Origin of the sequence: Rhodococcus sp. NCIMB 12038, from assembly GCF_002165735.1 — a bacterium.
GTDB lineage: Bacteria > Actinomycetota > Actinomycetes > Mycobacteriales > Mycobacteriaceae > Rhodococcus_F.
Map to the genome: position 1 here is coordinate 334,914 of NZ_NHML01000004.1, position 25,934 is coordinate 360,847.

Consider the following 25,934-nt stretch of genomic DNA (forward strand, 5'->3'; position numbering starts at 1 on the left):
GGTGTTCAATTTTTCGGTTCCGTCGACTCACGGCACGTGATCGGCCCGTTTTCCAGGAGATACGTGTGACCTCGGCCCCGGTACAGACAGACATCCTCGCCCTCGCGCGTGAGCAGGTTCTCGAGCGCGGCGAAGCGCTGAACGAGAGCCAGGTGCTCGAAGTCCTGCAACTTCCCGACGACCGTCTCGAGGATCTGCTCGCCCTCGCCCACGACGTGCGCATGAAGTGGTGCGGCCCCGAGGTCGAGGTCGAGGGCATCATCAGCCTCAAGACCGGCGGCTGCCCCGAGGACTGCCACTTCTGCTCGCAGTCCGGGCTGTTCCAGTCGCCGGTCCGCGCGGCATGGCTCGACATCCCCTCGCTCGTCGAGGCCGCCAAGCAGACCGCCAAGTCCGGCGCCAGCGAATTCTGCATCGTCGCCGCCGTCCGCGGACCCGACGAGCGGCTGCTCGCCCAGGTCGCCGCCGGTATCGAGGCGATCCGCAACGAGGTCGACATCCAGATCGCCTGCTCGCTGGGCATGCTCACCCAGGAACAGGTCGACCAGCTCGCCGCGATGGGGGTGCACCGCTACAACCACAACCTCGAGACGTCGAAGTCCCACTTCCCGAACGTCGTCACCACCCACACGTGGGACGAACGCTGGAATACCCTCCGCATGGTCCGCGAGGCCGGCATGGAGGTGTGCTGCGGCGGCATCCTCGGCATGGGTGAGAGCCTCGAGCAGCGCGCCGAGTTCGCCGCCAACCTGGCCGAACTCGAACCCGACGAGGTTCCGCTGAACTTCCTCAATCCGCGTCCGGGAACCCCGTTCGGCGACCTCGAGGTGCTGCCGGCGAGTGAGGCCCTCAAGTCGGTGGCAGCCTTCCGGCTCGCGCTGCCCCGCACCATCCTCCGCTTCGCAGGCGGCCGCGAGATCACTCTCGGCGACCTCGGGGCCAAGCAGGGCATCCTCGGCGGCATCAACGCCGTCATCGTCGGCAATTACCTGACGACCCTCGGCCGCCCGGCCGAACAGGACCTCGACCTGCTCGTCGATCTGCAGATGCCGATCAAGGCCCTGAACGACACCCTGTGACGACCATGGAGACGACCGCGGGCGAACCCGACGGTCTGGAGGAGCGCTACAACCCGTACACCGGCCGCCGCGTGGTGGCCGGTGTGGACGACGCCGTCCCCACCGCCGCGCAACTCGGGCTGGAACCGCCCCGCTTCTGCGAGGCGTGCGGCCGCCGGATGGTGGTGCAGATCAGCCCCGACGGCTGGTGGGCGAAATGTTCCCGCCACGGTGTGTTCGACTCGATCTGCCGCGGACGGCGGTAGCGTCGGACGCGTGACCACGCTCCCGCGCTTCAGGCTTCGATCTGCCGCCGGAATCTTCTGCGGGACGGTGGTGGCGAGCGCACTCGCCGGGGTGCTGTGGGGACTCCTGGCACCACCGGAACATCTGCTGGTGGTCGCCCCCGACCGCGGGGTGTCGCTGACCGGGGAGAGCGTGCACCGGTTCGACGCGATCGGGATGTTCGCGTGTGCGGGCCTGGTCGTCGGCATCCTCACCGCGGTCGCCGCGTGGACGGCGCGGAAAAGCCGCGGACCGGTGGCGCTGGGCGCCGTCCTCGCCGGCAGCGTGGTCGGGGCCTGTGTGATGGCCCTCGGCGGCATCGGTGTCGCGGCCCTGCGTTTTCCCGACCCCGACACCTCGACCGCCGGCACCGTCGTGGCGGTCGCGCCGGGGATCGGGACCCCGCTGGTGCTGATCTTCCAGCCGCTCGTCGCGTGCGTCGTGACGTTGGTGCTCGCCGCGCTCAACCCGTACGACGATCTCGGTGTCGGCGATGGGCCGGTCGAACTCGACGAGCCGGAAGAGCGCGACGTGACGATTACTTCGTGACGATTACCTCGTACTTCGTGACGATTACCTCGCGACTGTGGCCCGCATTCGCACGTCACCGAGCAGGCGCCCGCTGGCGAGAGCACCGATGCGGCGAGTCGCGAAACGGGTGCTCACCGACGACACCCAGTTCATCAGCCCGGAGACGACGCTCGGCGGAGTGCTGCGCCGGTCCAGGGCCCGCAGCGCCGTCGCGACCACCTGGTCCGCGGTCTGCATGCGGCCGACGGCGGCGTCCTCGGAGCCGACGACGTCGAAGAACTCGGTGCGGGTGGGGCCCGGGCAGACGGCGAGCACGGTGAGGCCGGTGCCTCGCGCCTCCGCCCACAACGCCTCCGTGAAGTTCAGGACGAATGCCTTCGTCGCCCCGTAGACGGCCATGCCCGGAGTCGGCTGGAACGCCGCGGTGCTCGCCACGTTGACGAGTGCGCCGCGCCCCCGGAGCAGGTCGGGCAGGAACGTGTGCGACAACTCGACGAGGGTGGTGACGTTGAGCTGGATCTCGGAGGTCAGCCGCTCCAGGTCGGCGGACGCGAAGTCTCCGTGCGTCCCGAATCCCGCGTTGTTGATCAGTGAGTCGACGCGGATGTCCCGCGCAGCGAGTTCGCTGCGCAACCGCGCGCCTGCGCCGGGTGCCGCGAGGTCGAACGGGAGCACGGTGACCGTCACGGGGTGTGCGGCGCGGAGTTCGGCGGCGAGTTGTTCGAGCCGGTCGGCGCGCCGCGCGACGAGGACGAGGTCGGCGCCGCGACCGGCGAACCGGCGGGCGAATTCGGCACCGAGGCCCGCGCTCGCGCCGGTGATGAGGACGGTGGTTCCGGATGCGTCGAAAGGCATGTCTGCTCCTAGCGGTGGGGTGATTCCGAATGTAGTCAGTGCCATCTATGTAGTCAATGACAACATTTTGCTAGGCTTGCGCCGTGTCCGCCGCCGAACAGCCCTACCACCACGGGAGTCTTCGCCAGGTGCTGCTCGCACGCGCCGAGAGCACCCTCGAGCGGGACGGCGTCGACGGCCTGTCCCTGCGACAGCTCGCCCGCGAGGCCGGGGTCAGTCACGCCGCACCGAGCAAGCACTTCCGCGACCGGCAGGCGCTGCTCGACGCACTCGCCGAATCCGGTTTCCGGCGGCTCACGGCCGCCCTCGAACGCGCGGTCGAACAGGCCGAACCCCATGCCCGGGCTCGCTTCGCGGCGCTCGCCGACGCCTACGTCACCTTCGCGCTCGCGCACCGGGAGTTGCTGGCGCTGATGTACGGCAACAAGCACGCGCCCGGGGCCGCCTCCCAGGTCGTGGAGGCGGGCCACACCTCGATGGACCTGACGGTCCGGATCGTCACCGAGGCCCAGGCCGCGGGCGACATCGGACCCGGGGACGCCTCGCGCATCGCCCTTGTCGCGTTCGCGACGTTCCACGGGATCGCGACCCTCGCCGCCGGCGGGATGCTCGACGACGCACCGGTGGACGAAGTGGTCACCGCCGCATCCGACACGTTCTGGCGGGGTCTCGCCCGGGCGTGACACGGCTCCCGGCGATCTCACAGCGCGCTCCCGCCGCAGTCTCGAGTACCGGCGCTTACCTGGAATCGAAATGTCGATCCCTTAGGAGGCGAAGATGATGCGTACCGACGAATCCGGCTCGGCCCGTGGTGTCGTGGTGGTGACGGCCGCCGGCAGCGAGCAGGGCAGGCGGACCGCGCAGGAGTTGCTCGATTCGGGCTGGTGCATTGCGGTCACCGCACGCACGGTCGCGGAACTGGCCCGGATCATGCCGGGCATGTCCGGGCACCGGTTGCTCGCGGTCGCCGCCGATCCGGATGATCCCCGCCAGGTCGCGCAGTTGCTCGACCGCGTTCTCGGCCGCTTCGGCCGCATCGATTCGGTGCTCGGCGCGGAGTCGTCGGTCGCGTCGGCGTGGCGGCGGCGCACCTCTCAGGAGGGCGGTGTCGCGGCCGCCTGACGGCCGGATTCAGCTCGGCGGCCGGAGCGCTGCGAACTCGTCCGTCACCCGCAGGGTGGAATCGGTGAACCGGTAGAGCGCGGCCGGGCGACCGCCGGTGCGGCCGGACGGTGCCGTGTTGCCGGTGGGGGTCAGTACCCCGCGGCGTCCGAGGACGCGCTGCAGGTTGGTCGCATCCACCTGGTAACCGAGTGCGGCGCAGTAGATCTCGCGCAGCGTCGACATGGAGAACTCGTCGGGCGCCAGACCGAACGCGATGTTGGTGTAGGAGAGCTTGGCCGCGAGGCGGGTCCGGGCGTGCCGGACGACGGTGCCGTGGTCGAACGCCATCTCGGGGAGCGCGGACACGGGATGCCACGCGGTGTCCGGCGGCAGCTGCGGGTCGGCGGGGAGGGGGACGAGCCCGAGGAACGTCGACGCGATGGTGCGCGGTCCGGGCACCCGCCGCGGATCGCTGAACACCGACAGCTGCTCGAGATGGGAGACCTCCTGCACGTCCACTTTCTCGGCCAGCTGGCGTCGCGCGGACGTCGTGAGGTCCTCGTCCTCGTGGAGGAGTCCGCCGGGCAGCGACCACGCGCCGGCCTGTGGATCGAGGGCCCGTTGCCACAGCAGCACGGCGAGCTCTCCGGTGCCCCCCGCGTGACGCATATCACCGCTGTGACCTGCGTCGATATAGCCGGGGAAGTGGCGAACCTGGAACACCGCGGTAAGCACTTCATGCGTGGTGTTACTATTGGGCATGTTTTCGATCCTAAGTCGAAAACCTCGATTTCGGAAATTCGGGCCAGCCCGCCCGAGTTCACGGTGAAGGAGCAAGCCATGACGACCACGACGTTGTGGACGGGTACCAACCCGCAGATTCAGGACGGTCCCGGCGGTTACGCGGGCGTCGAGGCGAGCGAAGAGTGGGCTGCCGAGATCAAACGGCTGGCACGCGAGCGGGGAGCGACGCTCCTCGCGCACAACTACCAGCTGCCCGCCATCCAGGACGTGGCCGACCACGTCGGCGACTCGCTGGCGCTCTCGCGCATCGCGGCGGAGGCCCCGGAGGACACGATCGTGTTCTGCGGCGTGCACTTCATGGCCGAGACCGCGAAGATCCTCAGCCCCGCCAAGACGGTGCTGATCCCGGACGAGCGCGCGGGATGCTCGCTGGCAGACTCGATCACCGCCGATCAGCTGCGTGAGTGGAAGGCCGAATTCCCCGACGCCGTCGTCGTGTCGTACGTCAACACCACCGCCGAGGTGAAGGGTCTGACGGACATCTGCTGCACGTCGTCCAACGCCGTCGACGTGGTCGCGTCGATCGACCCCGACCGCGAGGTCCTGTTCCTGCCCGACCAGTTCCTCGGCGCCCACGTCAAGCGCGTCACCGGACGCAAGAACATGCAGATCTGGGCCGGCGAGTGCCACGTCCACGCCGGCATCAACGGCGACGAGCTCACCGCGCAGGCCAAGGCGCACCCCGGTGCCGAACTGTACGTCCACCCCGAATGCGGTTGCGCCACCTCAGCCCTCTACCTCGCCGGTGAGGGATTCGTGCCCGAGGACAAGGTGAAGATCCTGTCGACGGGCGGCATGCTCGACGCCGCCCGCGCCACCGGGGCCAAGCAGGTTCTCGTGGCCACCGAGGTCGGGATGCTGCACCAGCTGCGCAAGGCCGCGCCGGAGGTCGACTTCCAGGCCGTCAACGACCGCGCATCCTGCCCGTACATGAAGATGATCACCCCCGCGGCCCTGCTCCGCTGCCTGCTCGAGGGCAAGGACGAGGTTCACGTCGATCTCGCGACCGCCGAGCGTGCCCGCAAGTCGGTGCAGCGGATGATCGAGATCGGAAACCCGGGCGGCGGCGAGTGAGCAGCCCGGCCCGGGGGATTTCCTGGGAAGAGCGCGCCGACCTCGTCGTGGTGGGTGGTGGTGTGGCCGGACTGACGGCCGCACGCACCGCCTCGCTGCGCGGGCTGACCGTGCTCACCGTCAGCAAGGGTGGGGCGACGGACACCGCGACGCAGTACGCGCAGGGCGGCATCGCCGTGGTCGGTGACGCCGTCACCGATTCGGTGGACTCGCACGTGGCCGACACGTGCGAGGCCGGCGTCGGCCTGTGCGACGAGGACGCCGTGCGGTCGATCGTGGCCGGCGGCCGCGACGCCGTGGCCGCGTTGACCGATCTGGGCGCGGTGTTCGACCGCGGTCGCGACGGCGCCGTGTCACGCACCCGCGAGGGCGGGCACAGCACCCGGCGGATCATCCACGCCGGCGGCGACGCCACCGGTGCGGAGGTCCAGCGCGCACTGGGTGCGGCCGGGCTACCGGTCCTGTTCGACAGTTCCGCCGTCCGTGTGCTCACCGATGCGCGCGGCGTCACCGGGGTGCTCGTCGACTCCCCGCGCGGACTCGGCGTGATCCACACACCCGCCGTCCTCCTGGCGACCGGCGGACTCGGGCAGCTGTACGCCTGCAGCACCAACCCGCCCGGCGCCACCGCGGACGGCATCGCCCTCGCACTCGACGCCGGCGCGGCCGTCGCCGATCTCGAGTTCGTGCAGTTCCACCCGACCGTGCTGTTCACCCCCGGCGGTCTCGGCAGGCGTCCGCTGATCAGCGAGGCCGTCCGCGGCGAGGGCGCGATCCTCGTCGACGCCAACGGCGATTCGGTGACCCACGGCGTCCATCCGCGCGGCGACCTGGCACCCCGCGACGTCGTGTCGCGGGCCATCGCGTCGCGGCTGCGGGAACTCGGACACGACCACGTCTACCTCGACGCCCGTCGGCTGCCCGGGTTCGCGCAGCGGTTCCCGACCGTGACGGCGTCCTGCCTGGAAGCCGGGATCGACCCGCGCGAACAGCTGATTCCGGTCGCCCCCGCCGCGCACTACTCGTGCGGCGGTGTGGTCACCGACGTGGACGGACGCACCGCCGTCCCCGGCCTCTACGCGGCGGGCGAGGTGGCCCGCACCGGGCTGCACGGCGCGAACCGGCTGGCCTCCAACAGCCTCCTCGAAGGCCTGGTGGTCGGCGAACGGGCCGGCGCCGCGGCCGTCGAACGCGCCGATCTGCGTGTCGAGGCGGCCGACCCTGAGCGCCGCGCACTGCCGTCCGCGCCGCGGGAACTGGTGCAGCAGTTGATGACCGGCAACGCCTCCGTCGTCCGAGACGGCGCAGGTCTCGAGGCGGTCGCCGCCGCCCTGGCCGCCGCGCCGCGCACGGTGCCCGAGGGGGAGACCGCGCTCGAAGACGCCGCGCTGACCCTCACGGCGGCAGCGCTCGTGCTCGCCGCAGGCGCGCGCACCGAAAGTCGTGGATGCCACACGCGCAGCGACTACCCGGAGACGTCCGGCGAGTGGCGTCGCAGCACACGCGTGCGCCTGCGCGACGGCGAACTCGAGCTTCTCCAACCCCAACTGACAGGAGTGCAGTGATGGCCGACCACGTCCTTCCCGACGGTCTGGACGCGGACGAGGTCCGCACGCTCGTGCGCCTCGCGCTGGACGAGGACCTGCGGTACGGACCCGACGTGACGTCTGCGGCCACGGTCCCGGCCGACGCGGTCGCCAAGGCATCCGTGGTCTCCCGCGCGCACGGCACCGTCGCCGGCCTCGACGTGGGACTGCTGGTGCTCGACGAGGTGATCGGGGCCGGCCGCTACGAGGTCCTCGACCGTGTCGCCGACGGCACCTGGATCGTGCCCGGCCAGGCCGTGCTGACGGTCTCCGCGCCCACGCAGGGACTGCTCACCGCGGAACGGACGATGCTCAACCTGGTCTGCCACCTGTCCGGCATCGCCACCGCGACGTCCGCGTGGGTCGATGCGGTCGAGGGCACCGCGGCGAAGATCCGCGACAGCCGCAAGACGCTGCCCGGACTGCGGTCGCTGCAGAAGTACGCCGTCCGGGTGGGCGGCGGCGTCAACCACCGCATGGGTCTCGGCGACGCCGCGCTGATCAAGGACAACCACGTCGCGGCCGCCGGGTCGGTGGTGGCGGCGCTGCGGGCCGTGCGCGCCGCGGCACCCGACATCGAATGCGAGGTGGAGGTCGACAGCCTCGCGCAACTCGACGAGGTGCTCGCGGAGAACGTGGAACTGGTGCTGCTCGACAACTTCCCGCTGTGGCAGACCCAGATCGCGGTGCAGCGCCGCGACGCGAACGCTCCCGCCACCAAGCTCGAATCGTCGGGCGGTCTCACGCTGGACGTCGCGGCCGAGTACGCCGCGACCGGCGTCGACTACCTCGCGGTCGGTGCGCTCACCCACTCGGTGACCGTGCTGGATCTGGGCCTCGACATGTGACCCCACCCGTGAGTACTTCTTAACCGCCGGCGGTTAACAAGTACTCACGGGTCAGACGGCACGGCGAATCGTCGCCAGGAACGTGGCCGCGACGAAGAACAGCCCGGAGAACGTCCGGTTGGTGGTCCGCTGCTGGCGCGGTGAGCGCATCAGCCGCAAAACCTTCGATGCCAGCCCGGTGTAGCCGGTCATGACGACGACGTCGACCGCGACCATGGTGGCGGCGATGATCAGGTACTGGGGGAGCAGCGGCGCCGACGGGGTGATGAACTGCGGGAGCACCGCAAGCATGAAGACGACGGCCTTGGGGTTGCTGGCGTTGACGAGGAAACCGCGCAGCGTCATCGCCGGCCCGCTGGTCTCGGCGACCTCGCCGTCGACGCCGGACACATCGGTCGCGCTCGCCCGCCACTGCCGGACGCCGAGATACACCAGGTACGCGACGCCGAACCACTTGATCACCGTGAACGCGAGGGTCGAGTTCGCGAGCAGCGCCCCGAGCCCGGCGGCGACCACCGCGATCTGCAGCAGCAATCCCAGTTGGAGACCGGCGATGTTCCAGTAGCCGCGCCGCAACCCGAATCGCATTCCGGTGGCCATCGACGCGATCGCACCGGCGCCCGGCGACAGACTGATCACACACGACGCCCCGAGCACTGCACACCACATCTGCCACGACACGAGCTGATCGTACGTCGCGTCCCGCCGTGTTCCCGTTACGGGGGATTCGTGCAGCTGAGGGGCGGATCGACGAGGGAGCAGACCCCGGCGCGACGGCCGGGTTCGTAGCCTTGTGGGAGCCCGTTCGCGACGAGGTCCCGGTAGGTGGCCACCGCATCGGTCGGCCGGCGGGTGAGGGTGGGATCGGTCAGCGCGTCGACGGTGAACAGGCCGAACCGGGGGCGGTACGTGCCCCACTCGTAGTTGTCGGTGATCGACCAGTAGTTGTATCCGATCACCGGTGCGCCGTCGGCCCGCGCCCGCTCCACCCAGTAGAGATGATCACGGAGATGATCGGACCGGGTGTAGCCGTCCGGGCGCGGCTTCCCGTCGTCGGTGGGCATGCCGTTCTCCACGAGGTACAGCGGCAGTCCCGGGAACTTGCGGGTGTACCGCATCAGGGCGTGGTAGATGCCGTCCGGCTGGGGACTGATGTCGTAGAAGGCGTCGGTGACCGCGTTCGCCGCGGTGAGGTTGTCGAGGGAGAGGCCGTAGTAGTAGTCGACGCCGAGGAAGTCGAGCTTGTCGCGGACGCGGTCGACGAACGTGGCGTCGAGCGCGTCCATGGCGGCCGGAATGTAGGCGAGGTTGCTGCTGACCCGGGCGCCCGGATCGTTTTCGTGGATCAGGTCGTACGCGCGGCGGTGGACCTCGACGAGCCGGTCGAGCATCTGCGGCGCCCGGTCGGGGCCGATGCCGCCGAACGTCAGCTCCTTCTGCACGTACACGGTCGGCTCGTTGATCGTGATCCAGAGCGCGCCCACACCGGCATAGCGCTCGACCACTTTCTGCGCGTTCGCGAGCCAGTCGTCGACGATCTCCGGGTTCGCCCACCCGCCCCGGTCCGCGACCCATCCGGGGTACACCCAGTGGTCGAGCGTGATCATCGGGGTCATGTCGTGGCCCGTGATCTCGCGGACGACGTCGTCGTAGTACCGCAGCTCGGTCTCGTCCCACACGCCCGGCGCGGGCTGCAGTCGCGCCCATTCGACGCCGAACCGGAACACGTCGACACCCAGATCTGCGGCGCGGGTGATGTCCTCGGTGTACCGGTGCCGGAAGTCGACGGAGTTGCCGATCGCGTCGTGGGTGCGGCCGGAGTCGGAATACCGCCGCCAGTTGCTGTCGGGGGAGGAACCCTCCGATTGGAACCCGGACGTCGCCACGCCCCACAGGAAGTCGCCGGGGAGAGGGTCGGCGTGCACCGCGGCGGCGGGGCTCAGCAAGCACAGTAGAACCGCGCCGGCACCCAGGAGTCGCGAGGGAGTCCGCACCGGCCGAACAGTATCGGAAACGCTGTCCCGAGTGCGCAGATTGGGGGATACTGGCGAGTAGGACTACCCGCCAGTAGGAGGCGCGTCATGGTCGACACCTCAGCTCCGAAGGTCACCGAAGAAGAAGCACGAGCAGTCGCGGAGGAGGCGAGGGAATCCGGCTGGGACAAACCCTCCTTCGCGAAAGAACTGTTTCTCGGACGGTTCCGGCTGGATCTGGTTCATCCCTTCCCACGGCCGGCTGCCGAAGACGCCGCCAAGGCCGAAGAATTCCTCGTCCGCCTCCGCGCATACTGCGAGGAGATGGACGGCAGCGTCATCGAAACGCAGTCCCGCATTCCCGACGAATACGTCCGCGGCCTCGCCGACCTCGGATGCTTCGGCCTCAAGATCTCGGAGGAGTACGGCGGCCTCGGACTCTCGCAGGTCGCGTACAACCGGGCGCTGATGCTCGTCGCGTCGGTGCACCCGAGCCTCGGCGCGCTGCTGTCGGCCCATCAGTCGATCGGCGTCCCCGAACCACTCAAACTGGCAGGCACCCCCGAACAGAAGGCCGAGTTCCTGCCGCGCTGTGCGCGCGGCGCCATCTCCGCCTTCCTTCTCACCGAACCCGACGTCGGTTCCGACCCGGCGCGGCTGGCGTCCTCGGCGGTCCCCATCGAGGGCGGTGCCGCGTACGAACTGGATGGCGTGAAGCTGTGGACGACCAACGGCGTCGTCGCGGAACTGCTCGTCGTCATGGCGCGGGTACCGAAGAGCGAAGGCCATCGCGGCGGCATCTCCGCGTTCGTCGTCGAGGCGGACACCCCGGGCATCACCGTGGAACGGCGCAACGCGTTCATGGGACTGCACGGAATCGAGAACGGCGTCACCCGCATGTACAAGGTGCGCGTTCCGCGGGAGAACCTGATCGGGCGGGAGGGCGACGGACTCAAGATCGCGCTCACCACCCTCAACGCAGGCCGGCTGGCGATTCCGGCGATGTGCGCGGGCGCAGGCAAGTGGTCGCTGAAGATCGCGCGCGAATGGTCCGGCGTCCGCGTCCAGTGGGGCAAAGCGATCGCCGAGCATGCGGCCGTCGCCAACAAGCTGTCGTTCATGGCCGCGACGACCTACGCGCTCGAGGCCGTGGTGGACCTGTCGGCGCAGATGAACGACGAGGGTCGCAACGACATCCGGATCGAGGCGGCACTCGCCAAGCTGTGGTCGTCCGAGATGGCCTGCGTCATCTCCGACGAGCTGATCCAGGTCCGCGGCGGTCGCGGATACGAGACGGCGGCGTCGCTGGCCGCCCGTGGTGAACGGGCGGTGCCGGTGGAACAGCTGGACCGCGACCTGCGCATCAACCGGATATTCGAGGGGTCGAGCGAGATCATGCGGTTGCTGGTCGCGCGCGAGGCCGTGGATGCGCACCTCACGGCGGCGGGCGATCTCGCCGATCCGCACGCCGACACCGGTGCGAAGGCGCGGGCGGCGGCCAAGGCGAGCGGTTTCTACGCGAAGTGGCTGCCGCAACTCGTGGCGGGCAAGGGGCAGGTGCCGACGTCGTTCGGCGAATTCGGCGTCCTGGCCAAGCACCTGCGGTTCGTCGAACGGCACTCCCGGAAGCTGGCCCGCTCCACGTTCTACGGGATGGCCCGGTGGCAGGCTGCCCTGGAGAAGCAACAGGGCTTCCTCGGCCGGGTCGTGGACATCGGCGCCGAACTGTTCGCGATGTCCGCCACGTGCGTCAAGGCGGAGATGCAGCGGCAGGAGAACGAGGCCGAGGGCGACGCGGCCTACGAACTCGCCGACGTGTTCTGCCGTCAGGCGGCGCTGCGGGTCGAGAAGTTGTTCGACGGTCTGTGGCACAACACCGACGACGCCGACAAGCAGGTCGCGCACTCGATCCTCGAGGGACGGTACGCGTGGCTGGAGCGGGGCGTGGTCGACCCGAGCGAAGGCACCGGTCCGTGGATCACCGAGTGGACGCCCGGCGCGTCGACCGAGGAGAACCTGGCGAGGAGGTTCCTGCACTCGACCCGGCTCTAGGCCGTCGGGTTCCCCCGCGGCCGGGGCAGCACAAACGCGGCACCCGCCGGCGTCACGGCGCCGGCGGGTGCCTGTGTGTGCACGGCGGCCCCGGCCGAAACCCGGTCGGCCGCCGACCGGTGAAAACGGGGTGCGCCTATCCTGGATAATCGGTGTCATGCCCTGTTCTCCGCAGAACAGTCCGCTCGTCCGAGACACCGTGTCCCGACAGTCGCAGAGAGGACCTCTCATGCTCGCCCGCACCGACCTTCGTGGTCGTACCCCTTCCACGGCCGAACTTCGCGCCGCACTTCCTCGAGGTGGAGTGGATGTGGACGCGGTCCTGCATCAGGTTCGCCCCGTCGTCGAGGCGGTCCGTGAGCGCGGCGCCGACGCGGCCCTCGAATTCAGCGAGAAGTTCGACGGCGTCCGTCCCGCGCAGGTGCGGGTGCCGCAGGCCGAGCTGGACCGTGCCCTCCACGAACTGGACCCGGCCGTCCGCGCCGCCCTCGAGGTCGCGATCGAACGCACCCGCAAGGTGCACGCCGACCAGCGCCGCACCGACACCACCACCGAGGTCGTCCCCGGCGGCACCGTCACCGAACGGTGGGTGCCCGTCGACCGTGTCGGGCTGTACGTTCCGGGCGGCAACGCCGTCTACCCGTCCAGCGTCGTGATGAACGTGGTGCCCGCGCAGGCCGCCGGCGTCCGCTCGCTCGTCGTGGCGTCGCCGCCGCAGTCCGAGTTCGGCGGTCTGCCGCACCCGACCATTCTCGCGGCGGCCGCCCTGCTGGGTGTCGAAGAGGTATGGGCCGTCGGCGGCGGTCAGGCCGTCGCGCTGCTCACCTACGGCGGCAACGACGTCACCCCGGACGGCACCGAACTCACCCCCGTCGACCTCATCACCGGTCCCGGCAACATCTACGTCACCGCCGCGAAGCGTCTCTGCCGCGGCCTCGTCGGCATCGACGCCGAGGCGGGCCCCACGGAGATCGCGATCCTCGCCGACCACACCGCCGACCCGGTGCACGTCGCCGCCGACATGATCAGCCAGGCCGAGCACGACGTGATGGCCGCGAGCGTCCTCGTCACGTCCAGCGTCGAACTCGCCGACGCCGTCGACACCGCGCTGGCCGCGCAGCTCGAGATCACCAAGCACAAGGAGCGCGTCACCGCCGCGCTGTCCGGCACCCAGTCGGGCACCGTTCTGGTCTCCGACGTCGAGGCCGGGCTTCGGGTGGTCAACGCGTACGCCGCCGAGCACCTCGAGATCCAGACCGAGAACGCCACCGCCGTCGCCGCGAAGGTGACCAGTGCGGGCGCGGTGTTCGTCGGCCCGTGGGCGCCGGTCAGCCTCGGCGACTACTGCGCCGGATCCAACCACGTGCTACCCACCGCGGGCTGCGCCCGGCACTCCTCCGGGCTGAGCGTGCAGACGTTCCTGCGCGGCATCCACGTGGTCGACTACTCCGAATCCGCGCTGAAGGAGGTCTCCGGCCACGTCATCACCCTCGCGAACGCCGAGGACCTGCCCGCACACGGTGAGGCCGTGCGGCTGCGGTTCGAGGCGCTGCGGTGACCGCCGCGAACGTGCCCGGTTCGTCGATCGGGGTCGACGCCCTGCCGATCCGGGAGAATCTGCGCGGTAAGTCGGCGTACGGGGCGCCGCAGCTGACGGTCCCGGTTCAGCTGAACACCAACGAGAACCCGCACCCGCCGACGAAGGCGCTCGTCGACGACGTCGCGGAGTCCGTGCGCGAGGCCGCACGAGAACTGCATCGCTACCCGGACCGCGACGCGGTTGCCCTGCGCACCGACCTCGCTGCGTACCTCGTCCGCCAGACCGGGGTGCCGGTCACGGTCGACAACGTGTGGGCGGCCAACGGGTCCAACGAGATCCTGCAGCAGCTGCTGCAGGCGTTCGGCGGTCCCGGTCGCAGCGCGATGGGCTTCGTGCCGTCGTACTCGATGCACCCGATCATCGCGGACGGCACCGAGACGGAGTGGCTGCCCATCTTCCGGCGTGCCGACTTCGCACTCGACGTGGATGCCGCGACCGCCGCGATCGCCGAACGCAGGCCCGACGTCGTGTTCGTCACGAGCCCCAACAACCCGACCGGGCACAGCGTCGGCATCGCGGAACTGCGCCGGGTCCTCGACGCCGCGCCGGGCATCGTGATCGTCGACGAGGCGTACGCCGAATTCTCCGACGCACCGAGCGCCCTGACGTTGATCGACGAGTACCCGTCGAAGCTCGTGGTGTCGCGGACGATGAGCAAGGCATTCGCGTTCGCCGGCGGCAGGCTCGGATACCTCGCGGCCGCACCGGCATTCATCGAGGCGCTGCTCCTGGTCCGGCTGCCGTACCACCTGTCGGTGGTCACGCAGGCCGCTGCCCGCGCGGCGCTGCGGCACGCGAACGACACACTCGGTAGCGTGCACGCCCTCGCCGCGGAGCGCGTACGGGTGTCGAAGGCATTGGAGGACACGGGGTTCCACGTCATCCCCAGCGACGCGAACTTCATCCTGTTCGGTGAGTTCACCGACAGCGCCCGCGCCTGGCAGGCCTACCTCGACCGCGGGGTGCTGATCCGGGACGTCGGGATCCCCGGATACCTGCGGGCCACCGTCGGGCTGGCCTCCGAGAACGACGCCTTCATCGTGGCGAGCGACGAGATCGCCGCCACCGAACTCACCAGCTCAGGAGACCGAGGATGACCGACCGCATCGCCCGCGTGGAACGCACCACCAAGGAATCGAGCATCACCGTCGAACTGAACCTCGACGGCACCGGCATCGTCGACGTCTCCACCGGGGTTCCGTTCTTCGACCACATGCTGACCGCGCTCGGCTCCCACGCGAGTTTCGACCTCACCGTCCACGCGAAGGGCGACATCGAGATCGAGGCGCACCACACGGTCGAGGACACGTCGATCGTGCTCGGCCAGGCGCTGGGTCAGGCGCTCGGCGACAAGAAGGGCATCCGCCGGTTCGGTGACGCGTTCATCCCGATGGACGAGACACTCGCCCACGCGTCGGTCGACGTGTCGGGGCGCCCGTACTGCGTCCACACCGGCGAACCGGAACACCTGCTGCACGCCGTCATCGGCGGGTACCCGGGGGTGCCGTACGCGACGGTGATCAACCGGCACGTGTTCGAGTCGATCGCGCTCAACGCGCGCATCGCCCTGCACGTGCGCGTGCTCTACGGGCGCGATCAGCACCACATCACCGAGGCCGAGTTCAAGGCCGTCGCCCGCGCCCTGCGCGAGGCCGTCGAACCCGACCCCCGCGTCACGGGTGTGCCGTCCACCAAGGGCAGCCTGTGAACCGGACGCATTCGTGAGCGTCGTCCTCGTCTACGTCCTGTTCATCGCCGCGGGTATCGCGGCGGGCGGCGCGTACTCCATGTGGAAGTTCAACAAACTGGCCTCGGGCGTGCTGCTGGCACTGGCGGTGCTGGCAGCCGTGGCGGGCGTTCTCAGGCTGATGTAGTGCCGGTCGCAGTGGAGGCGCGCCGCGGCCTGCTCCGCACCCGCGGTCTGCCCACCGCGATGGTGATGGGCGCCGCGGCGTTCGGCGGCTGGGCGGTGCTGCTGCCGGTGGTTCCGCTGATCGTCTCGCTGTCCGGCGGCTCGGACACGCTCGCCGGCAGCGTGACGGCCGTGTTCATGGCCGCGACCGTCGCCACCCAACTCGGCGTGCCCCGGCTCCTGCGCAGATGGGGGCACCGGTGGGTGCTCGCCGCGGGCTGCATGCTGCTGGGGCCGCCGTCGCTTCTCCTCCTGCTCTCCACCGAGGCGATCCCGGTGCTGGCGGTGTCGGCCGTCCGCGGATCGGGCTTCGGCATGCTCACCGTCGCGAGCAGTGCGCTGGTCGCGGAACTCGTTCCGCGGCAGATGCTCGGCCGCGCGACGGGTGCGCAGGGAATCGCGGTGGCCGCCGCGCAGATGGTCGGGCTGCCCGCGGGTCTCGCGATCATGCAGCACTGGTCCGCGACCCCCGTCTTCGTGATCGGCGCTCTCATTCCCGCGCTCGCGGTCGTCGCGGTCACTCGGCTCCCCGCGATCGACGCCCCCGCGGATCGCGCGTCGCGCGGCCGCATCCCGCTCGCCGCCGTGCTGACCCCGTGGCTGTCGATCGCGATCGTGGCGGCCGCGTTCGGCGGTCTGTCCAGCCTGCTGCCGATCGCGATCTCGGAGCGGGCTTCGCTCGCCGGGGTGATCCTCGCCGTGTCGAGCGGCGCGACGCTGATCGGGCGGTACGCCGCGGGATCGTTCTCCGACCGGCTCGGGGTGGGCCGTGCCCTGATTCCCGCCCTCACGTTCGTGTGCCTCGGCCTGGTCCTGTTCGCCGTCGCCGCGGCGTCAGGGGCGCCCGTGCCGCTCCTGGTGTGCGCGGCGCTGGCATTCGGATTCGGGTTCGGCGCGGTGCAGAACGAGTCGCTCGTCATGATCTTCACCGCCGCGGGACCGGCCCGATTCGGCTCGGCGAGCGCCGGATGGAACATCGGGTTCGACGCAGGCACCGGGTTCGGTTCCCTCGCACTCGGAGCCGTCGCGTCTGCGGCCGGGTATTCCTGGGTGTTCGGGGCCGCGGCGACAGCGGTCGCGGTGGTCCCGGCCGCCGGAACGGTCGTCGGCCGCGCCCTCCGGCGTCGTTCGGCCGCCGGATAAGGTTGTGTCATGACCGTCTCCACGATTGCCGTCCTCGACTACGGCTCCGGCAACCTGCATTCGGCCACCCGCGCTCTGGCCCGGACCGGCGCGCGCGTCGAGGTCACCTCCGATCACAAGGTCGCACTCGCGGCCGACGGTCTCGTCGTTCCCGGCGTCGGCGCCTTCGCGGCGTGCATGGAAGGACTCCGCGCGGTGCGGGGAGAACGGATCATCGGCCAGCGCCTGGCCGGCGGGCGGCCGGTCCTCGGGATCTGCGTCGGCATGCAGATCCTCTTCGACCGCGGCGTCGAGTTCGGCGTCGAGGCGGAAGGCTGCGGCGAATGGCCCGGCACCGTCGAACGGCTCCAGGCCGACGTGCTGCCGCACATGGGGTGGAACACCGTCGAGGCGCCGGCCAACAGCACGCTGTTCGCCGGCATCGATCCCGACACGCGCTTCTACTTCGTCCACTCGTACGCCGCCCAGACCTGGGAGCTCCCGACGCCGGAGCGGCTCGCGCCCCCCGCCCTGACCTGGGCAGACCACGGCGGCAAATTCCTCGCCGCCGTCGAGAACGGCGCGCTGTCCGCCACCCAGTTCCACCCCGAGAAGTCCGGCGACGCGGGCGCGGAACTGCTCCGCAACTGGGTTCGCAGTCTGTGACCGAACCCGGGGACGGGCGCGGTGACCTGTCGATCGGCAGGCTCGCCGTGTACGCGATGGGCGCCGCCACCGTGGTCCTGGTCCTCGCGACCGCGATCATTCTGGTACTGAAACCGGGCCCCGTCCTCGGGCTGATCGTCGGGTTGCTCGGCGTCGCCGGCGCGATCGCCGCTATGGGCTACGTGTCGAAACGCATGACCCGCAACGCCTACGGCCGCGACCCCGAGGACCCGAAGCCGGGTTCCGACCGCTGAGCGACTAGGGTTGTCGCACGTGAGCCTGGTCCTTTTGCCTGCTGTAGATGTCGTCAACGGTGAAGCTGTTCGCCTCGTCCAGGGGGAGGCGGGAAGCGAGACCGGATACGGCTCGCCTCGTGATGCCGCCCTCGCGTGGCAGAACGACGGTGCCGAGTGGGTCCACATCGTCGACCTCGACGCCGCATTCGGTCGCGGCTCGAACCGTGAGCTCCTCGCCGACGTGGTGGGAGAGCTCGACGTCCAGGTGGAACTGTCCGGCGGAATCCGCGACGACGCATCGCTCGAGGCCGCACTGGCCACCGGATGCGGTCGCGTCAACCTCGGCACCGCCGCCATCGAGAACCCGGAGTGGTGTGCCCGCGCCATCGCCAAGTACGGCGAGAAGATCGCTGTTGGTCTGGACGTGCGCCTCGTCGACGGTGAGTACCAGCTCCGCGGTCGCGGCTGGGTCACCGAGGGCGGCAACCTGTGGGAGACCCTCGCCCGGCTCGACAAGGACGGCTGCTCCCGCTACGTCGTCACCGACGTGAGCAAGGACGGCACTCTCACCGGCCCCAATCTCGAACTCCTCGCGCAGGTCTGCGCGGCCACCGACGCCCCCGTCGTCGCCTCGGGGGGCGTGTCCACCATCGACGACCTCCGGGCGATCGCCGGACTCGTCGACCGGGGCGTCGAGGGATCCATCGTCGGCAAGGCGCTGTACGCGGGGCGATTCACCCTCCCCGAGGCGCTCGCCGCGGTCTCGGGCTGAGTTCCCGTCATGGCCCTGTCCCGCGATCCCCGGGAACTCCTCGCCGTCGCCAGTGAGCTGCTCGACGGAGTGCACGACCGGTTCGTCTCGGGGGTGGGTGCGCCCAGCGCCGTCCACAAGGGCCCCGACGATTTCGCGACCGCCGTCGACCTCGAACTCGAGAAGCGGCTGACCGGCGAACTGCGCGACCGGACCGGCATCGACGTCCACGGCGAGGAGTTCGGCGGACCCGACCTCGACAGCGGACCGGTCTGGGTGCTCGACCCCATCGACGGCACGTTCAACTATTCGGCCGGTCTGCCCACCGCGGGCACGCTGCTCGCGCTCCTCGACGACGGCGTTCCGGTCCTCGGTCTCACGTGGCTGCCGCTCGTCGGGCGCCGCTACGCGGCCGTCGCGGACGGACCGCTGCTCGAGGGCGGTCAGCCGCTGCCGCGGCTCGGCCGCACGTCGCTGGCGTCGTCGATCGTGGGCTTGGGGGCGCTGAACATCGACAGTCGCGGGCGGATCCCCGGCGCGTACCGGCTGCAGGTCCTCGCGCAGCTCAGCCGGGTGTCCTCGCGGATCCGGATCCACGGGTCCACCGGTGTCGACCTCGCGTTCACCGCGGCCGGAATACTCGGCGGTGCGGTGGTGTTCGGCCACAATGCGTGGGACAACGCGGCCGGTGTCGCGCTGGTGCGCGCCGCGGGCGGTGTGGTGACCGATCTGGGCGGCAAGCCCTGGACCGTGACGTCCGACTCGGTGCTCGCGGGAGCGCCCGGGGTGCACGGCGAAATTCTCGATATCCTCGGATCACTGGGTGATCCCCGTTCCGAGCCTTCAGGAGGGCGTACGCAATGACTCTGGCGGTTCGAGTGATCCCGTGTCTGGACGTCGATGCCGGACGCGTCGTCAAGGGCGTCAACTTCGAGAACCTGCGGGACGCGGGCGACCCCGTCGAACTGGCGGCCGCGTACGACGCCCAGGGCGCTGACGAGCTCACGTTCCTCGACGTCACCGCGTCGACCGCAGACCGGGGCACCATGCTCGACGTGGTCAGCCGGACGGCGGAACAGGTGTTCATCCCGCTCACGGTCGGCGGCGGTGTCCGCACCGTCGAGGACGTCGACCGGTTGCTGCGCGCCGGCGCCGACAAGGTGAGCGTCAACACCGCCGCGATCGCGCGGCCCGAGTTGCTCCGCGAACTGAGCGAACGTTTCGGCTCCCAGTGCATCGTGCTGTCGGTAGACGCGCGCACCGTGCCGCAGGGCCAGCCGGACACCCCGTCGGGGTGGGAGGTCACGACCCACGGCGGCAAACGCAGCACCGGCATCGACGCGGTCGAGTGGGCGGTCCGCGGCGCCGAACTGGGCGTCGGGGAAATTCTGCTCAACTCGATGGACGCGGACGGCACGAAGGCCGGTTTCGACCTGCCGATGATCCGCGCGGTCCGAGCCGCCGTGCACGTGCCGGTGATCGCCAGCGGGGGAGCGGGCGCCGTCGAGCACTTCGCGCCCGCCGTCGGGGCAGGCGCGGACGCCGTCCTCGCCGCCAGTGTCTTCCACTTCGGCGACATGACGATCGGCGACGTCAAGAAGTCGATGCGTGCAGAAGGGATCACCGTCCGATGAGTCTCGACCCGGCCATCGCGTCACGGCTCAAGCGCAACGAGGCGGGACTGTTCAGCGCCGTCGCGCAGGAGCGGTCGACGGGCAACGTCCTGATGGTGGCGTGGATGGACGACGAGGCCCTCGCGCGCACTCTCGACACCCGCAAGGGCACGTACTACTCCCGTTCCCGTCAGCAGTACTGGGTGAAGGGCGAGACGTCCGGTCATACGCAGTACGTCCACGAGGTGCGGCTCGACTGCGACGGCGACACCGTGCTTCTCGTCGTCGACCAGGAGGGGGCGGCGTGCCACACGGGCACGCACACCTGCTTCGACTCGGACGTGCTGCTCGCCGCCGACTAGCGGAGCGGCCCTCGGGCGGAACGCGCGTATGCCCTCGGGCAGGATGTCCGCATGCCACTCGGGCAGGATGTCCGCATGCCACTCATTCAGATCAGTCAGACGCCGGGGCTCACGGCGGAGCAGAAGCGCGCCACGATCGAGGCCGTCACGAAGGCCTACGCCGACGCGACGGGCAAGGATCCCGCGAAGGTGTGGGTGACGATCACCGAGGTTCCGCTCGACAGTTGGGGTGTCGGCGGGACGCCGCTGGGGTGAGCTGACGTTGCTGGGGTGACCGGCGGTCAGGCCTTGCCGGTTCCCGCGGCGATGCTCTTGTCGAGTTGGGTGAGCATGGCGCCGGACAGTTCGGACAGTTGACGGACCTGGTCGGCGGAGAGGCCGTCGAAGATCAGTGACCGCACGGATTCGACGTGCGGCGGTGCGGCCTCGACGACCTTGGCCATGCCTTCGTCGGTGAGGACGGCGTCGGAGCCGCGGCTGCCGCGGATGCTTTCGCGCCGCACCCAGCCGGCTTTCTCCATCTTGGTGACGACGTGGGACAGCCGCGACAGCGACGCGTTGGCGCGCTGGGCGAGCAGGGACAGCTGCAGGCGCCGGTTCGCCTCGCCGGAGAGCGAGGCGAGGACGAAGTACTCGAAGTGGGTGAGTGCCGAGTCGCGTTGGAGTTGGGTGTCGAGTGCGGCGGGGAGCCGGGTGACCAGTGCGATGAGGGTGAGCCAGGCCTCCTGCTGCTCTGCGTCGAGCCATCGGGTGCCGGGCTGGTCCGGCGTGCCCTCGTCGTTGCCACTCATCGGTGGTGTCCTCCGTCCGTACGTTGATCCACGCGTGCGCAGCGTGCCCTCAATAGTTAGCACGCCGCGGGGCCGATTCGTGCCCGGGGAATAGTTGCCGCGCCTGCATGTTGACTCCTATACTAACTTGAAGGTTCAACATCGCGGTCGGTGACGGGTTCACTTGTTCGTCGGTGCCGGACCTCGATCCGAAGGAGTCGCGATGACCAACGCCATGCCCGCCCTGTTCCTCAGCCATGGTGCGCCGCCGCTGGTGGACAGCGACCTCTGGGTGTCGCAGCTGGCGAAGTGGGCGGGTGAGCTGCCACGGCCGAAGGCCATTCTCATGGTGTCGGCGCATTGGGAATCGGCGCCGCTCACGATCGGATCCACCACCACCGGCACGCCCCTCGTCTACGACTTCGGAGGCTTCCCCGAGCGGTTCTACCGGACCACGTACGAGTCGCCCGGCGCCCCCGACCTCGCCGCACAGGTCGTGGCCTTGATGCCGGACGACGAGGCCGTGTCGCACCAGCCGCTTCGCGGCCTCGACCACGGCGCCTACGTGCCGCTGACGGTCATGTACCCGGACGCCGACATCCCGGTCCTCCAGATCTCGTTGCCGACCCTCGACCCGCAGCGGCTGCTGCACCTCGGCGAGCGGCTGCGTCCCCTGCGCGAGCAGGGCGTGCTGATCGTCGGTTCCGGATTCACCACACACGGACTGCCGTTCCTGCGCGACCCGTCACCCGACGCGAAGGCGCCCGGCTGGTCCGCGGAGTTCGACGCGTGGGCGGACGAACGTCTCGCCGCGGGTGACGTGGATTCGCTGATCGACTTCCGCTCGCTCGCGCCGGGCATGCCGTACGCACACCCGACGATCGAGCACTTCGCGCCGCTCTTCGTCACGCTCGGCGCGTCGAGCGACCCGGAGCAGATTCCCCGGCAGGTGATCGACGGTTTCTGGATGGGGCTGGCCAAGCGGTCGATTCAGGTGGCCTGACGCGTCCGGAGGAAGGCCAGCGCCTGATCGCCGTGCGTGTTGGCGCGGAACTCGCTCGAGATGACCTCGAGCACCGTGCGGTCGGTGTCGATGACGAACGTCGACCGCTTGACCGGGGCGAGTTTGCCGAGCAGTCCGCGGCGGACACCGAACTTCTCGGCGACGGCTCCGTCGGTGTCCGACAGCAGTGGGTAGTCGAAGGACTGCGCCTGCGCGAACGACGCCTGCTTCGCCACCGCGTCGGTGCTGATCCCGGCGCGCGACGCGCCCACCGCGGAGAACTCCGTTCCGAGGTCCCGGAAATGGCAGGCCTCTGCGGTGCAGACCGGCGTCGACGCCGCGGGGTAGAAGAACAGCACCAGGGGGCCGTCCTCGAGGAGGCTCGACAGCGATCGTGTGATGCCGTCCTGATCGGGCAGGGTGAATTCCGGTGCGAGCTGACCTGGCTTCATGAGTGCCGAGGCTACCCGCGCACGCAGACAGTACGAGTGCGCCTGGGATGATGGTCGGCATGCACGGCGAGCCCATTACGATTCCCGCACCCGAGTCCGCCGCCACCCCGGCCGACGGCGGGTCCGACTCGACCACCACGCGCGAGCAGTTCCACGCTCTCGCCGCCGAACACCGGGTCGTCCCGGTGACGCGCAAGGTGCTGGCGGACGCGGAAACTCCGCTGTCCGCGTACACCAAGCTGGCGGCGAACCGGCCCGGCACCTTCCTGCTCGAGTCGGCGGAGAACGGCCGATCGTGGTCGCGGTGGTCGTTCATCGGCGCGGGCAGCCCCGCCGCGCTGACCGTCGTCAACGGGGAAGCCGCCTGGTACGGCAACGTTCCCGCGGGCGCACCGTCCGGCGGCGATCCGATCGCGGCTCTCGGGCAGACCCTCGAACTGCTGCGCAGCGAACGGCTGCCCGATCTGCCGCCGCTGACCGGCGGCATGGTCGGCTTCCTCGGATACGACGCGGTGCGGCGCATCGAGCGCATCGGCGAGCACGCCACCGACGATCTGCAGATCCCCGAGATGGTGATGCTGCTGGCGACGGACCTCGCGGCCGTCGACCACCACGAGGGCGCCATCACCCTGATCGCCAACGCCGTCAACTGGGACGGTACGGACGAACGCGTCGACGAGGCCTACGACTCCGCGGTCGAGCGGCTGGACCGGATGACGCGCGCCCTGTCGGCCCCGGCGTCGTCGACCGTGTCCACGTTCGCGAAACCCGCCCCCGACTACCGCCGTCAGCGCACCACCGAGGGGTTCGGCGCCGACGTGCAGAAACTCGTCGGCGACATCGAGGCCGGCGAGGCCTTCCAGGTGGTGCTGTCGCAGCGTTTCGAGATCGACTGCACCGCCGACCCGATCGACGTCTACCGGATGCTGCGCGCGTCCAACCCCAGCCCCTACATGTACCTCCTCAACGTGCCGAACGGCGACGACGAGACCGCGTTCTCGATCGTCGGATCGAGCCCGGAGGCGCTGGTGACCGTGTCGGAAGGCGTCGCCACCACACACCCGATCGCGGGCACCCGGTGGCGCGGGCACACCGAGGAGGAGGACATCCTGCTCGAGAAGGACCTGCTCGCCGACGAGAAGGAGAACGCGGAGCACCTGATGCTCGTGGACCTGGGCCGCAACGACCTCGGACGCGTCTGCGAACCGGGAACGGTGAAGGTCCACGACTACCGCCACATCGAGCGGTACAGCCACGTGATGCACCTCGTCTCCACCGTTACCGGTCACCTCGCCGAGGGCAAGCAGGCCCTCGACGCCGTCACCGCCTGCTTCCCGGCGGGCACCTTGTCGGGCGCGCCGAAGGTCCGGGCGATGCAGTTGATCGAGGAACTCGAACCCACCCGGCGGGGCATCTACGGCGGCATCATCGGGTACCTCGACTTCGCCGGCGACGCCGACACGGCCATCGCGATCCGCACCGCGCTGATCAAGGACGGCATCGGGTACGTCCAGGCGGGCGCGGGCGTCGTCGCCGACTCGAACCCCGAGTACGAGGACACCGAGGCACGGAACAAGGCGATGGCGGTGCTCAGCGCGATCGCGGCGGCGCACACGCTGAAGACCCTGGGAGGCGACACGCAGTGAGCGACGCGTCGGAGCCGGCCCGGGACCCCGCGCGGGCGGGGCGTCGCCGATCGATGATCGCGGTGCTGCTCCTCGCGGTCGCCGCAGTGTGCCTGTGGGGCGCGTCACGGATGACGTGGGTGGAGGTCACCTCCTCCGACGGACTCGGTGAGGAACGCACGTCGGTGCTCGTGGGCGGCACGTGGGCGGCGGCGCTCACACCGCTGGCGCTGACCCTGGTGGCCGCGATCGCCGCGTCGTTCGCGGTGAAGGGCTGGGCCCTGCGCGTGCTGGGTGTGCTCGTCGCGGTGGTGGCCGTCGCGGCCGCGGTCCCGGCGATGGGTTTGCTCGTGTCCGGCGCCTCCGACGACGAAGCGGCGCGGCTGGCCGAGTTGCCGGGCCGGGCCGACGTCCAGTCGGTGTCCGTGCACGCCGGACCTGCCGTTCTCGTGCTGGTGGGGGCCCTGGCGGCGCTCGCCGCCGCGGTGGAACTGATCCGCAGGCCGCGGGTGCGGGCGGGGCTGTCCTCCAAGTACGACAGCCCCGGTGCGCGACGCGACGCGGCGAAGAAGGCCGGTGCCGATTCCGCCGACGGGCCCGTCACCCAGCGCATGCTCTGGGACGCCCTGGATGCGGGGGAGGACCCCACGGTGGAAGACAGGAAAGCCGAACCTGTCGACCAAGTTGACGGTTCGGAGGAAGACCCGGGTACCCGGACGTAGACACAATCAGAGTGCCATCTAGGCTGGCTTCACCCCTGATGATGTTCCTCACATCGGGTTTCTGCCCAGAAAGGACTCGGGCCACGATGACCGTTCTCGACTCGATTCTCGACGGGGTGCGCGCCGACGTCGCCGCCCGCGAAGCCGTCCTCGACTTCGCCGCAGTCAAGGCCGCCGCCGCCGCCGCACCGCCGGCCCTCGATGCCGCGGCCGCCCTGCTCGCGCCGGGCATCGGAGTCATCGCCGAGGTCAAGCGCGCCAGCCCCTCGAAGGGTGCGCTCGCCGACATCGCCGATCCCGCCGAACTGGCCGCCGCCTACCAGGCCGGTGGCGCCCGCGTGATCAGCGTGCTCACCGAGGAGCGCCGGTTTCAGGGGTCCCTCGCGGACCTCGACGCCGTCCGCCGCGCGGTGAGCATTCCGATCCTCCGCAAGGACTTCATCGTCGGGCCGTACCAGATCCACGAGGCTCGCGCGCACGGCGCCGACATGGTGCTGCTCATCGTCGCCGCCCTCGAGCAGGACGCGCTCGCGTCGTTGATCGACCGGACGGAGTCGCTGGGCATGACGGCCCTCGTCGAGGTCCACACCGAGGAAGAAGCGAATCGGGCGATCGAAGCGGGCGCCAAGGTCATCGGTGTCAACGCGCGCAACCTCAAGACGCTCGAGGTCGACAAGAACACGTTCGGCGAGATCGCTCCCGGACTGCCCACCGAGATCATCAAGATCGCGGAGTCCGGGGTGCGCGGCACGGCCGACCTGCTGGCGTACGCCGGTGCGGGAGCCGACGCGGTGCTGGTCGGCGAAGGCCTCGTCACCAGCGGTGATCCGCGCAAGGCGGTGGCCGATCTGGTCAACGCCGGCGCGCACCCGTCCTGCCCCAAGCCGTCGCGCTGACCCCGCTCCGGCGGACCTGACCCGGACGGCGGCG

At 70.1% G+C, this 25,934-nt stretch carries 31 protein-coding genes; 25 read left to right on the forward strand and 6 right to left on the reverse strand.

The window, feature by feature from the left end; all coding sequences use genetic code 11:
* Positions 1 to 65 precede the first annotated feature (65 nt).
* Genes bioB through CA951_RS07770 form a run of 3 tightly spaced genes read left to right on the forward strand, consistent with a single transcriptional unit; the run spans position 66 to position 1,892 of the window.
* Positions 66 to 1,079: a biotin synthase BioB gene (gene bioB / locus CA951_RS07760; protein WP_087556279.1), complete on the forward strand. Its 1,014-nt coding sequence runs from the start codon at positions 66 to 68 to the stop codon at positions 1,077 to 1,079.
* 5 nt (positions 1,080 to 1,084) lie between these two features.
* Complete coding sequence (locus CA951_RS07765; protein WP_087556395.1) at positions 1,085 to 1,324, forward strand: hypothetical protein; 240 nt, start codon at positions 1,085 to 1,087, stop codon at positions 1,322 to 1,324.
* Between the two features lie 10 nt (positions 1,325 to 1,334).
* Positions 1,335 to 1,892 carry a DUF2567 domain-containing protein gene (locus tag CA951_RS07770; RefSeq protein WP_087556280.1) on the forward strand — a complete coding sequence of 186 codons (558 nt, stop codon included), beginning with the start codon at positions 1,335 to 1,337 and terminating at the stop codon, positions 1,890 to 1,892.
* Positions 1,893 to 1,916: 24 nt separating this feature from the next.
* Here the strand turns inward: CA951_RS07770 and CA951_RS07775 are convergent, their stop codons facing one another.
* Positions 1,917 to 2,729: an SDR family oxidoreductase gene (locus CA951_RS07775; RefSeq protein WP_087556281.1), complete on the reverse strand. Its 813-nt coding sequence runs from the start codon at positions 2,727 to 2,729 to the stop codon at positions 1,917 to 1,919.
* An 83-nt stretch (positions 2,730 to 2,812) separates the two neighbouring features.
* Here CA951_RS07775 and CA951_RS07780 point away from each other — a divergent pair, with 83 nt between their 5' ends.
* Together CA951_RS07780 and CA951_RS07785 are read left to right on the forward strand one after the other, a co-directional pair.
* Entirely contained in the window at positions 2,813 to 3,412 is a 600-nt protein-coding gene (locus CA951_RS07780; protein WP_087556282.1) for a TetR/AcrR family transcriptional regulator, read from the forward strand.
* A 94-nt stretch (positions 3,413 to 3,506) separates the two neighbouring features.
* Complete coding sequence (locus CA951_RS07785) at positions 3,507 to 3,851, forward strand: SDR family oxidoreductase (protein WP_256973414.1); 345 nt, start codon at positions 3,507 to 3,509, stop codon at positions 3,849 to 3,851.
* 9 nt (positions 3,852 to 3,860) lie between these two features.
* Here CA951_RS07785 and CA951_RS07790 read toward each other — a convergent pair whose 3' ends face one another.
* Positions 3,861 to 4,595, reverse strand: a complete 735-nt coding sequence (locus CA951_RS07790; protein WP_087556283.1) for an NUDIX domain-containing protein — start codon at positions 4,593 to 4,595, stop codon at positions 3,861 to 3,863.
* A 78-nt stretch (positions 4,596 to 4,673) separates the two neighbouring features.
* On the opposite strand from CA951_RS07790, the gene nadA reads away from it, so the two are divergent.
* The 3 genes from nadA to nadC are packed head-to-tail and all read left to right on the forward strand — an operon-like array spanning position 4,674 to position 8,145.
* Positions 4,674 to 5,711, forward strand: coding sequence for a quinolinate synthase NadA (gene nadA, locus CA951_RS07795; protein ID WP_087556284.1), 1,038 nt, complete (start codon positions 4,674 to 4,676; stop codon positions 5,709 to 5,711).
* Positions 5,708 to 7,276 carry an L-aspartate oxidase gene (locus CA951_RS07800; protein ID WP_087556285.1) on the forward strand — a complete coding sequence of 523 codons (1,569 nt, stop codon included), beginning with the start codon at positions 5,708 to 5,710 and terminating at the stop codon, positions 7,274 to 7,276. Before nadA ends, CA951_RS07800 begins: the two co-directional genes overlap by 4 nt.
* Complete coding sequence (nadC, locus tag CA951_RS07805) at positions 7,276 to 8,145, forward strand: carboxylating nicotinate-nucleotide diphosphorylase (RefSeq protein WP_087556286.1); 870 nt, start codon at positions 7,276 to 7,278, stop codon at positions 8,143 to 8,145. Before CA951_RS07800 ends, nadC begins: the two co-directional genes overlap by 1 nt.
* A gap of 51 nt (positions 8,146 to 8,196) precedes the next feature.
* Here nadC and CA951_RS07810 read toward each other — a convergent pair whose 3' ends face one another.
* Together CA951_RS07810 and CA951_RS07815 are read right to left on the reverse strand one after the other, a co-directional pair.
* A complete protein-coding gene (locus CA951_RS07810; protein ID WP_087556287.1) occupies positions 8,197 to 8,826 on the reverse strand; it encodes a LysE family transporter in 630 nt (209 codons plus the stop codon).
* A 35-nt stretch (positions 8,827 to 8,861) separates the two neighbouring features.
* Positions 8,862 to 10,139, reverse strand: a complete 1,278-nt coding sequence (locus tag CA951_RS07815) for a glycoside hydrolase family 1 protein (RefSeq protein WP_087556288.1) — start codon at positions 10,137 to 10,139, stop codon at positions 8,862 to 8,864.
* A gap of 87 nt (positions 10,140 to 10,226) precedes the next feature.
* Between CA951_RS07815 and CA951_RS07820 the strand changes: the two genes are divergently transcribed.
* The 13 genes from CA951_RS07820 (at position 10,227) to CA951_RS07875 (ending at position 20,687) form a co-directional block, all read left to right on the forward strand.
* Positions 10,227 to 12,170, forward strand: coding sequence for an acyl-CoA dehydrogenase family protein (locus CA951_RS07820; RefSeq protein WP_087556289.1), 1,944 nt, complete (start codon positions 10,227 to 10,229; stop codon positions 12,168 to 12,170).
* Positions 12,171 to 12,399: 229 nt separating this feature from the next.
* Positions 12,400 to 13,728, forward strand: coding sequence for a histidinol dehydrogenase (hisD, locus tag CA951_RS07825; protein ID WP_087556290.1), 1,329 nt, complete (start codon positions 12,400 to 12,402; stop codon positions 13,726 to 13,728).
* Complete coding sequence (locus tag CA951_RS07830) at positions 13,725 to 14,867, forward strand: histidinol-phosphate transaminase (protein WP_087556291.1); 1,143 nt, start codon at positions 13,725 to 13,727, stop codon at positions 14,865 to 14,867. Before hisD ends, CA951_RS07830 begins: the two co-directional genes overlap by 4 nt.
* Positions 14,864 to 15,478 (forward strand): imidazoleglycerol-phosphate dehydratase HisB, encoded by a 615-nt coding sequence (gene hisB / locus CA951_RS07835; RefSeq protein ID WP_005247522.1) that lies wholly within the window; start codon positions 14,864 to 14,866, stop codon positions 15,476 to 15,478. The genes CA951_RS07830 and hisB overlap by 4 nt, the downstream gene beginning before the upstream one ends.
* A 13-nt stretch (positions 15,479 to 15,491) precedes the next feature.
* Positions 15,492 to 15,644: a hypothetical protein gene (locus CA951_RS43340; protein ID WP_007297398.1), complete on the forward strand. Its 153-nt coding sequence runs from the start codon at positions 15,492 to 15,494 to the stop codon at positions 15,642 to 15,644.
* On the forward strand, positions 15,644 to 16,825 hold the full coding sequence (locus tag CA951_RS07840) for an MFS transporter (protein ID WP_087556292.1): 1,182 nt from the start codon (positions 15,644 to 15,646) through the stop codon (positions 16,823 to 16,825). Before CA951_RS43340 ends, CA951_RS07840 begins: the two co-directional genes overlap by 1 nt.
* Positions 16,826 to 16,834: 9 nt before the next feature.
* A complete protein-coding gene (hisH, locus tag CA951_RS07845; protein ID WP_087556293.1) occupies positions 16,835 to 17,470 on the forward strand; it encodes an imidazole glycerol phosphate synthase subunit HisH in 636 nt (211 codons plus the stop codon).
* Positions 17,467 to 17,724 carry a hypothetical protein gene (locus CA951_RS07850; RefSeq protein WP_087556294.1) on the forward strand — a complete coding sequence of 86 codons (258 nt, stop codon included), beginning with the start codon at positions 17,467 to 17,469 and terminating at the stop codon, positions 17,722 to 17,724. The genes hisH and CA951_RS07850 overlap by 4 nt, the downstream gene beginning before the upstream one ends.
* A gap of 19 nt (positions 17,725 to 17,743) precedes the next feature.
* Positions 17,744 to 18,478 carry a bifunctional 1-(5-phosphoribosyl)-5-((5-phosphoribosylamino)methylideneamino)imidazole-4-carboxamide isomerase/phosphoribosylanthranilate isomerase PriA gene (gene priA / locus CA951_RS07855; protein WP_012687996.1) on the forward strand — a complete coding sequence of 245 codons (735 nt, stop codon included), beginning with the start codon at positions 17,744 to 17,746 and terminating at the stop codon, positions 18,476 to 18,478.
* Positions 18,479 to 18,487: 9 nt separating this feature from the next.
* Positions 18,488 to 19,321 carry an inositol monophosphatase family protein gene (locus CA951_RS07860; RefSeq protein WP_087556295.1) on the forward strand — a complete coding sequence of 278 codons (834 nt, stop codon included), beginning with the start codon at positions 18,488 to 18,490 and terminating at the stop codon, positions 19,319 to 19,321.
* Positions 19,318 to 20,091 (forward strand): imidazole glycerol phosphate synthase subunit HisF, encoded by a 774-nt coding sequence (gene hisF / locus CA951_RS07865; RefSeq protein WP_072945236.1) that lies wholly within the window; start codon positions 19,318 to 19,320, stop codon positions 20,089 to 20,091. Before CA951_RS07860 ends, hisF begins: the two co-directional genes overlap by 4 nt.
* Positions 20,088 to 20,432 carry a phosphoribosyl-AMP cyclohydrolase gene (gene hisI, locus CA951_RS07870; RefSeq protein ID WP_087556296.1) on the forward strand — a complete coding sequence of 115 codons (345 nt, stop codon included), beginning with the start codon at positions 20,088 to 20,090 and terminating at the stop codon, positions 20,430 to 20,432. The genes hisF and hisI overlap by 4 nt, the downstream gene beginning before the upstream one ends.
* Positions 20,433 to 20,507: 75 nt before the next feature.
* Positions 20,508 to 20,687 carry a 4-oxalocrotonate tautomerase family protein gene (locus CA951_RS07875; RefSeq protein WP_087556397.1) on the forward strand — a complete coding sequence of 60 codons (180 nt, stop codon included), beginning with the start codon at positions 20,508 to 20,510 and terminating at the stop codon, positions 20,685 to 20,687.
* 26 nt (positions 20,688 to 20,713) lie between these two features.
* Here the strand turns inward: CA951_RS07875 and CA951_RS07880 are convergent, their stop codons facing one another.
* Positions 20,714 to 21,223 (reverse strand): MarR family winged helix-turn-helix transcriptional regulator, encoded by a 510-nt coding sequence (locus CA951_RS07880; RefSeq protein ID WP_087556297.1) that lies wholly within the window; start codon positions 21,221 to 21,223, stop codon positions 20,714 to 20,716.
* Between the two features lie 202 nt (positions 21,224 to 21,425).
* Here CA951_RS07880 and CA951_RS07885 point away from each other — a divergent pair, with 202 nt between their 5' ends.
* The gene (locus tag CA951_RS07885; protein WP_087556298.1) at positions 21,426 to 22,205 is read left to right on the forward strand and encodes a dioxygenase; all 780 of its coding nucleotides are present in this window, start codon (positions 21,426 to 21,428) and stop codon (positions 22,203 to 22,205) included.
* Here the strand turns inward: CA951_RS07885 and CA951_RS07890 are convergent.
* The gene (locus CA951_RS07890; RefSeq protein WP_087556299.1) at positions 22,193 to 22,657 is read right to left on the reverse strand and encodes a peroxiredoxin; all 465 of its coding nucleotides are present in this window, start codon (positions 22,655 to 22,657) and stop codon (positions 22,193 to 22,195) included. The genes CA951_RS07885 and CA951_RS07890 overlap by 13 nt on opposite strands.
* 59 nt (positions 22,658 to 22,716) lie before the next feature.
* Between CA951_RS07890 and CA951_RS07895 the strand changes: the two genes are divergently transcribed.
* The 3 genes from CA951_RS07895 (at position 22,717) to trpC (ending at position 25,900) form a co-directional block, all read left to right on the forward strand.
* Positions 22,717 to 24,303 (forward strand): anthranilate synthase component I, encoded by a 1,587-nt coding sequence (locus CA951_RS07895; RefSeq protein WP_179220141.1) that lies wholly within the window; start codon positions 22,717 to 22,719, stop codon positions 24,301 to 24,303.
* On the forward strand, positions 24,300 to 25,004 hold the full coding sequence (locus CA951_RS07900; protein ID WP_087556301.1) for a TIGR02234 family membrane protein: 705 nt from the start codon (positions 24,300 to 24,302) through the stop codon (positions 25,002 to 25,004). Before CA951_RS07895 ends, CA951_RS07900 begins: the two co-directional genes overlap by 4 nt.
* A gap of 86 nt (positions 25,005 to 25,090) precedes the next feature.
* The gene (gene trpC / locus CA951_RS07905) at positions 25,091 to 25,900 is read left to right on the forward strand and encodes an indole-3-glycerol phosphate synthase TrpC (protein ID WP_087556302.1); all 810 of its coding nucleotides are present in this window, start codon (positions 25,091 to 25,093) and stop codon (positions 25,898 to 25,900) included.
* Positions 25,901 to 25,934 lie beyond the last annotated feature (34 nt).

Excerpts from the sequence above, each read along its gene's own strand:
- CA951_RS07765 (WP_087556395.1), top strand. The coding sequence starts at position 1,085 with ATGGAGACGACCGCGGGCGAACCCGACGGTCTGGAGGAGCGCTACAAC.
- CA951_RS07775 (WP_087556281.1), bottom strand. The coding sequence starts at position 2,729 with ATGCCTTTCGACGCATCCGGAACCACCGTCCTCATCACCGGCGCGAGC.
- CA951_RS07785 (WP_256973414.1), top strand. The coding sequence starts at position 3,507 with ATGATGCGTACCGACGAATCCGGCTCGGCCCGTGGTGTCGTGGTGGTG.
- CA951_RS07790 (WP_087556283.1), bottom strand. The coding sequence starts at position 4,595 with ATGCCCAATAGTAACACCACGCATGAAGTGCTTACCGCGGTGTTCCAG.
- nadA (WP_087556284.1), top strand. The coding sequence starts at position 4,674 with ATGACGACCACGACGTTGTGGACGGGTACCAACCCGCAGATTCAGGAC.
- nadC (WP_087556286.1), top strand. The coding sequence starts at position 7,276 with ATGGCCGACCACGTCCTTCCCGACGGTCTGGACGCGGACGAGGTCCGC.
- CA951_RS07820 (WP_087556289.1), top strand. The coding sequence starts at position 10,227 with ATGGTCGACACCTCAGCTCCGAAGGTCACCGAAGAAGAAGCACGAGCA.
- hisD (WP_087556290.1), top strand. The coding sequence starts at position 12,400 with ATGCTCGCCCGCACCGACCTTCGTGGTCGTACCCCTTCCACGGCCGAA.
- hisB (WP_005247522.1), top strand. The coding sequence starts at position 14,864 with ATGACCGACCGCATCGCCCGCGTGGAACGCACCACCAAGGAATCGAGC.
- hisH (WP_087556293.1), top strand. The coding sequence starts at position 16,835 with ATGACCGTCTCCACGATTGCCGTCCTCGACTACGGCTCCGGCAACCTG.
- CA951_RS07860 (WP_087556295.1), top strand. The coding sequence starts at position 18,488 with ATGGCCCTGTCCCGCGATCCCCGGGAACTCCTCGCCGTCGCCAGTGAG.
- hisF (WP_072945236.1), top strand. The coding sequence starts at position 19,318 with ATGACTCTGGCGGTTCGAGTGATCCCGTGTCTGGACGTCGATGCCGGA.
- hisI (WP_087556296.1), top strand. The coding sequence starts at position 20,088 with ATGAGTCTCGACCCGGCCATCGCGTCACGGCTCAAGCGCAACGAGGCG.
- CA951_RS07875 (WP_087556397.1), top strand. The coding sequence starts at position 20,508 with ATGCCACTCATTCAGATCAGTCAGACGCCGGGGCTCACGGCGGAGCAG.
- CA951_RS07880 (WP_087556297.1), bottom strand. The coding sequence starts at position 21,223 with ATGAGTGGCAACGACGAGGGCACGCCGGACCAGCCCGGCACCCGATGG.
- CA951_RS07885 (WP_087556298.1), top strand. The coding sequence starts at position 21,426 with ATGACCAACGCCATGCCCGCCCTGTTCCTCAGCCATGGTGCGCCGCCG.
- CA951_RS07890 (WP_087556299.1), bottom strand. The coding sequence starts at position 22,657 with ATGAAGCCAGGTCAGCTCGCACCGGAATTCACCCTGCCCGATCAGGAC.
- CA951_RS07895 (WP_179220141.1), top strand. The coding sequence starts at position 22,717 with ATGCACGGCGAGCCCATTACGATTCCCGCACCCGAGTCCGCCGCCACC.
- trpC (WP_087556302.1), top strand. The coding sequence starts at position 25,091 with ATGACCGTTCTCGACTCGATTCTCGACGGGGTGCGCGCCGACGTCGCC.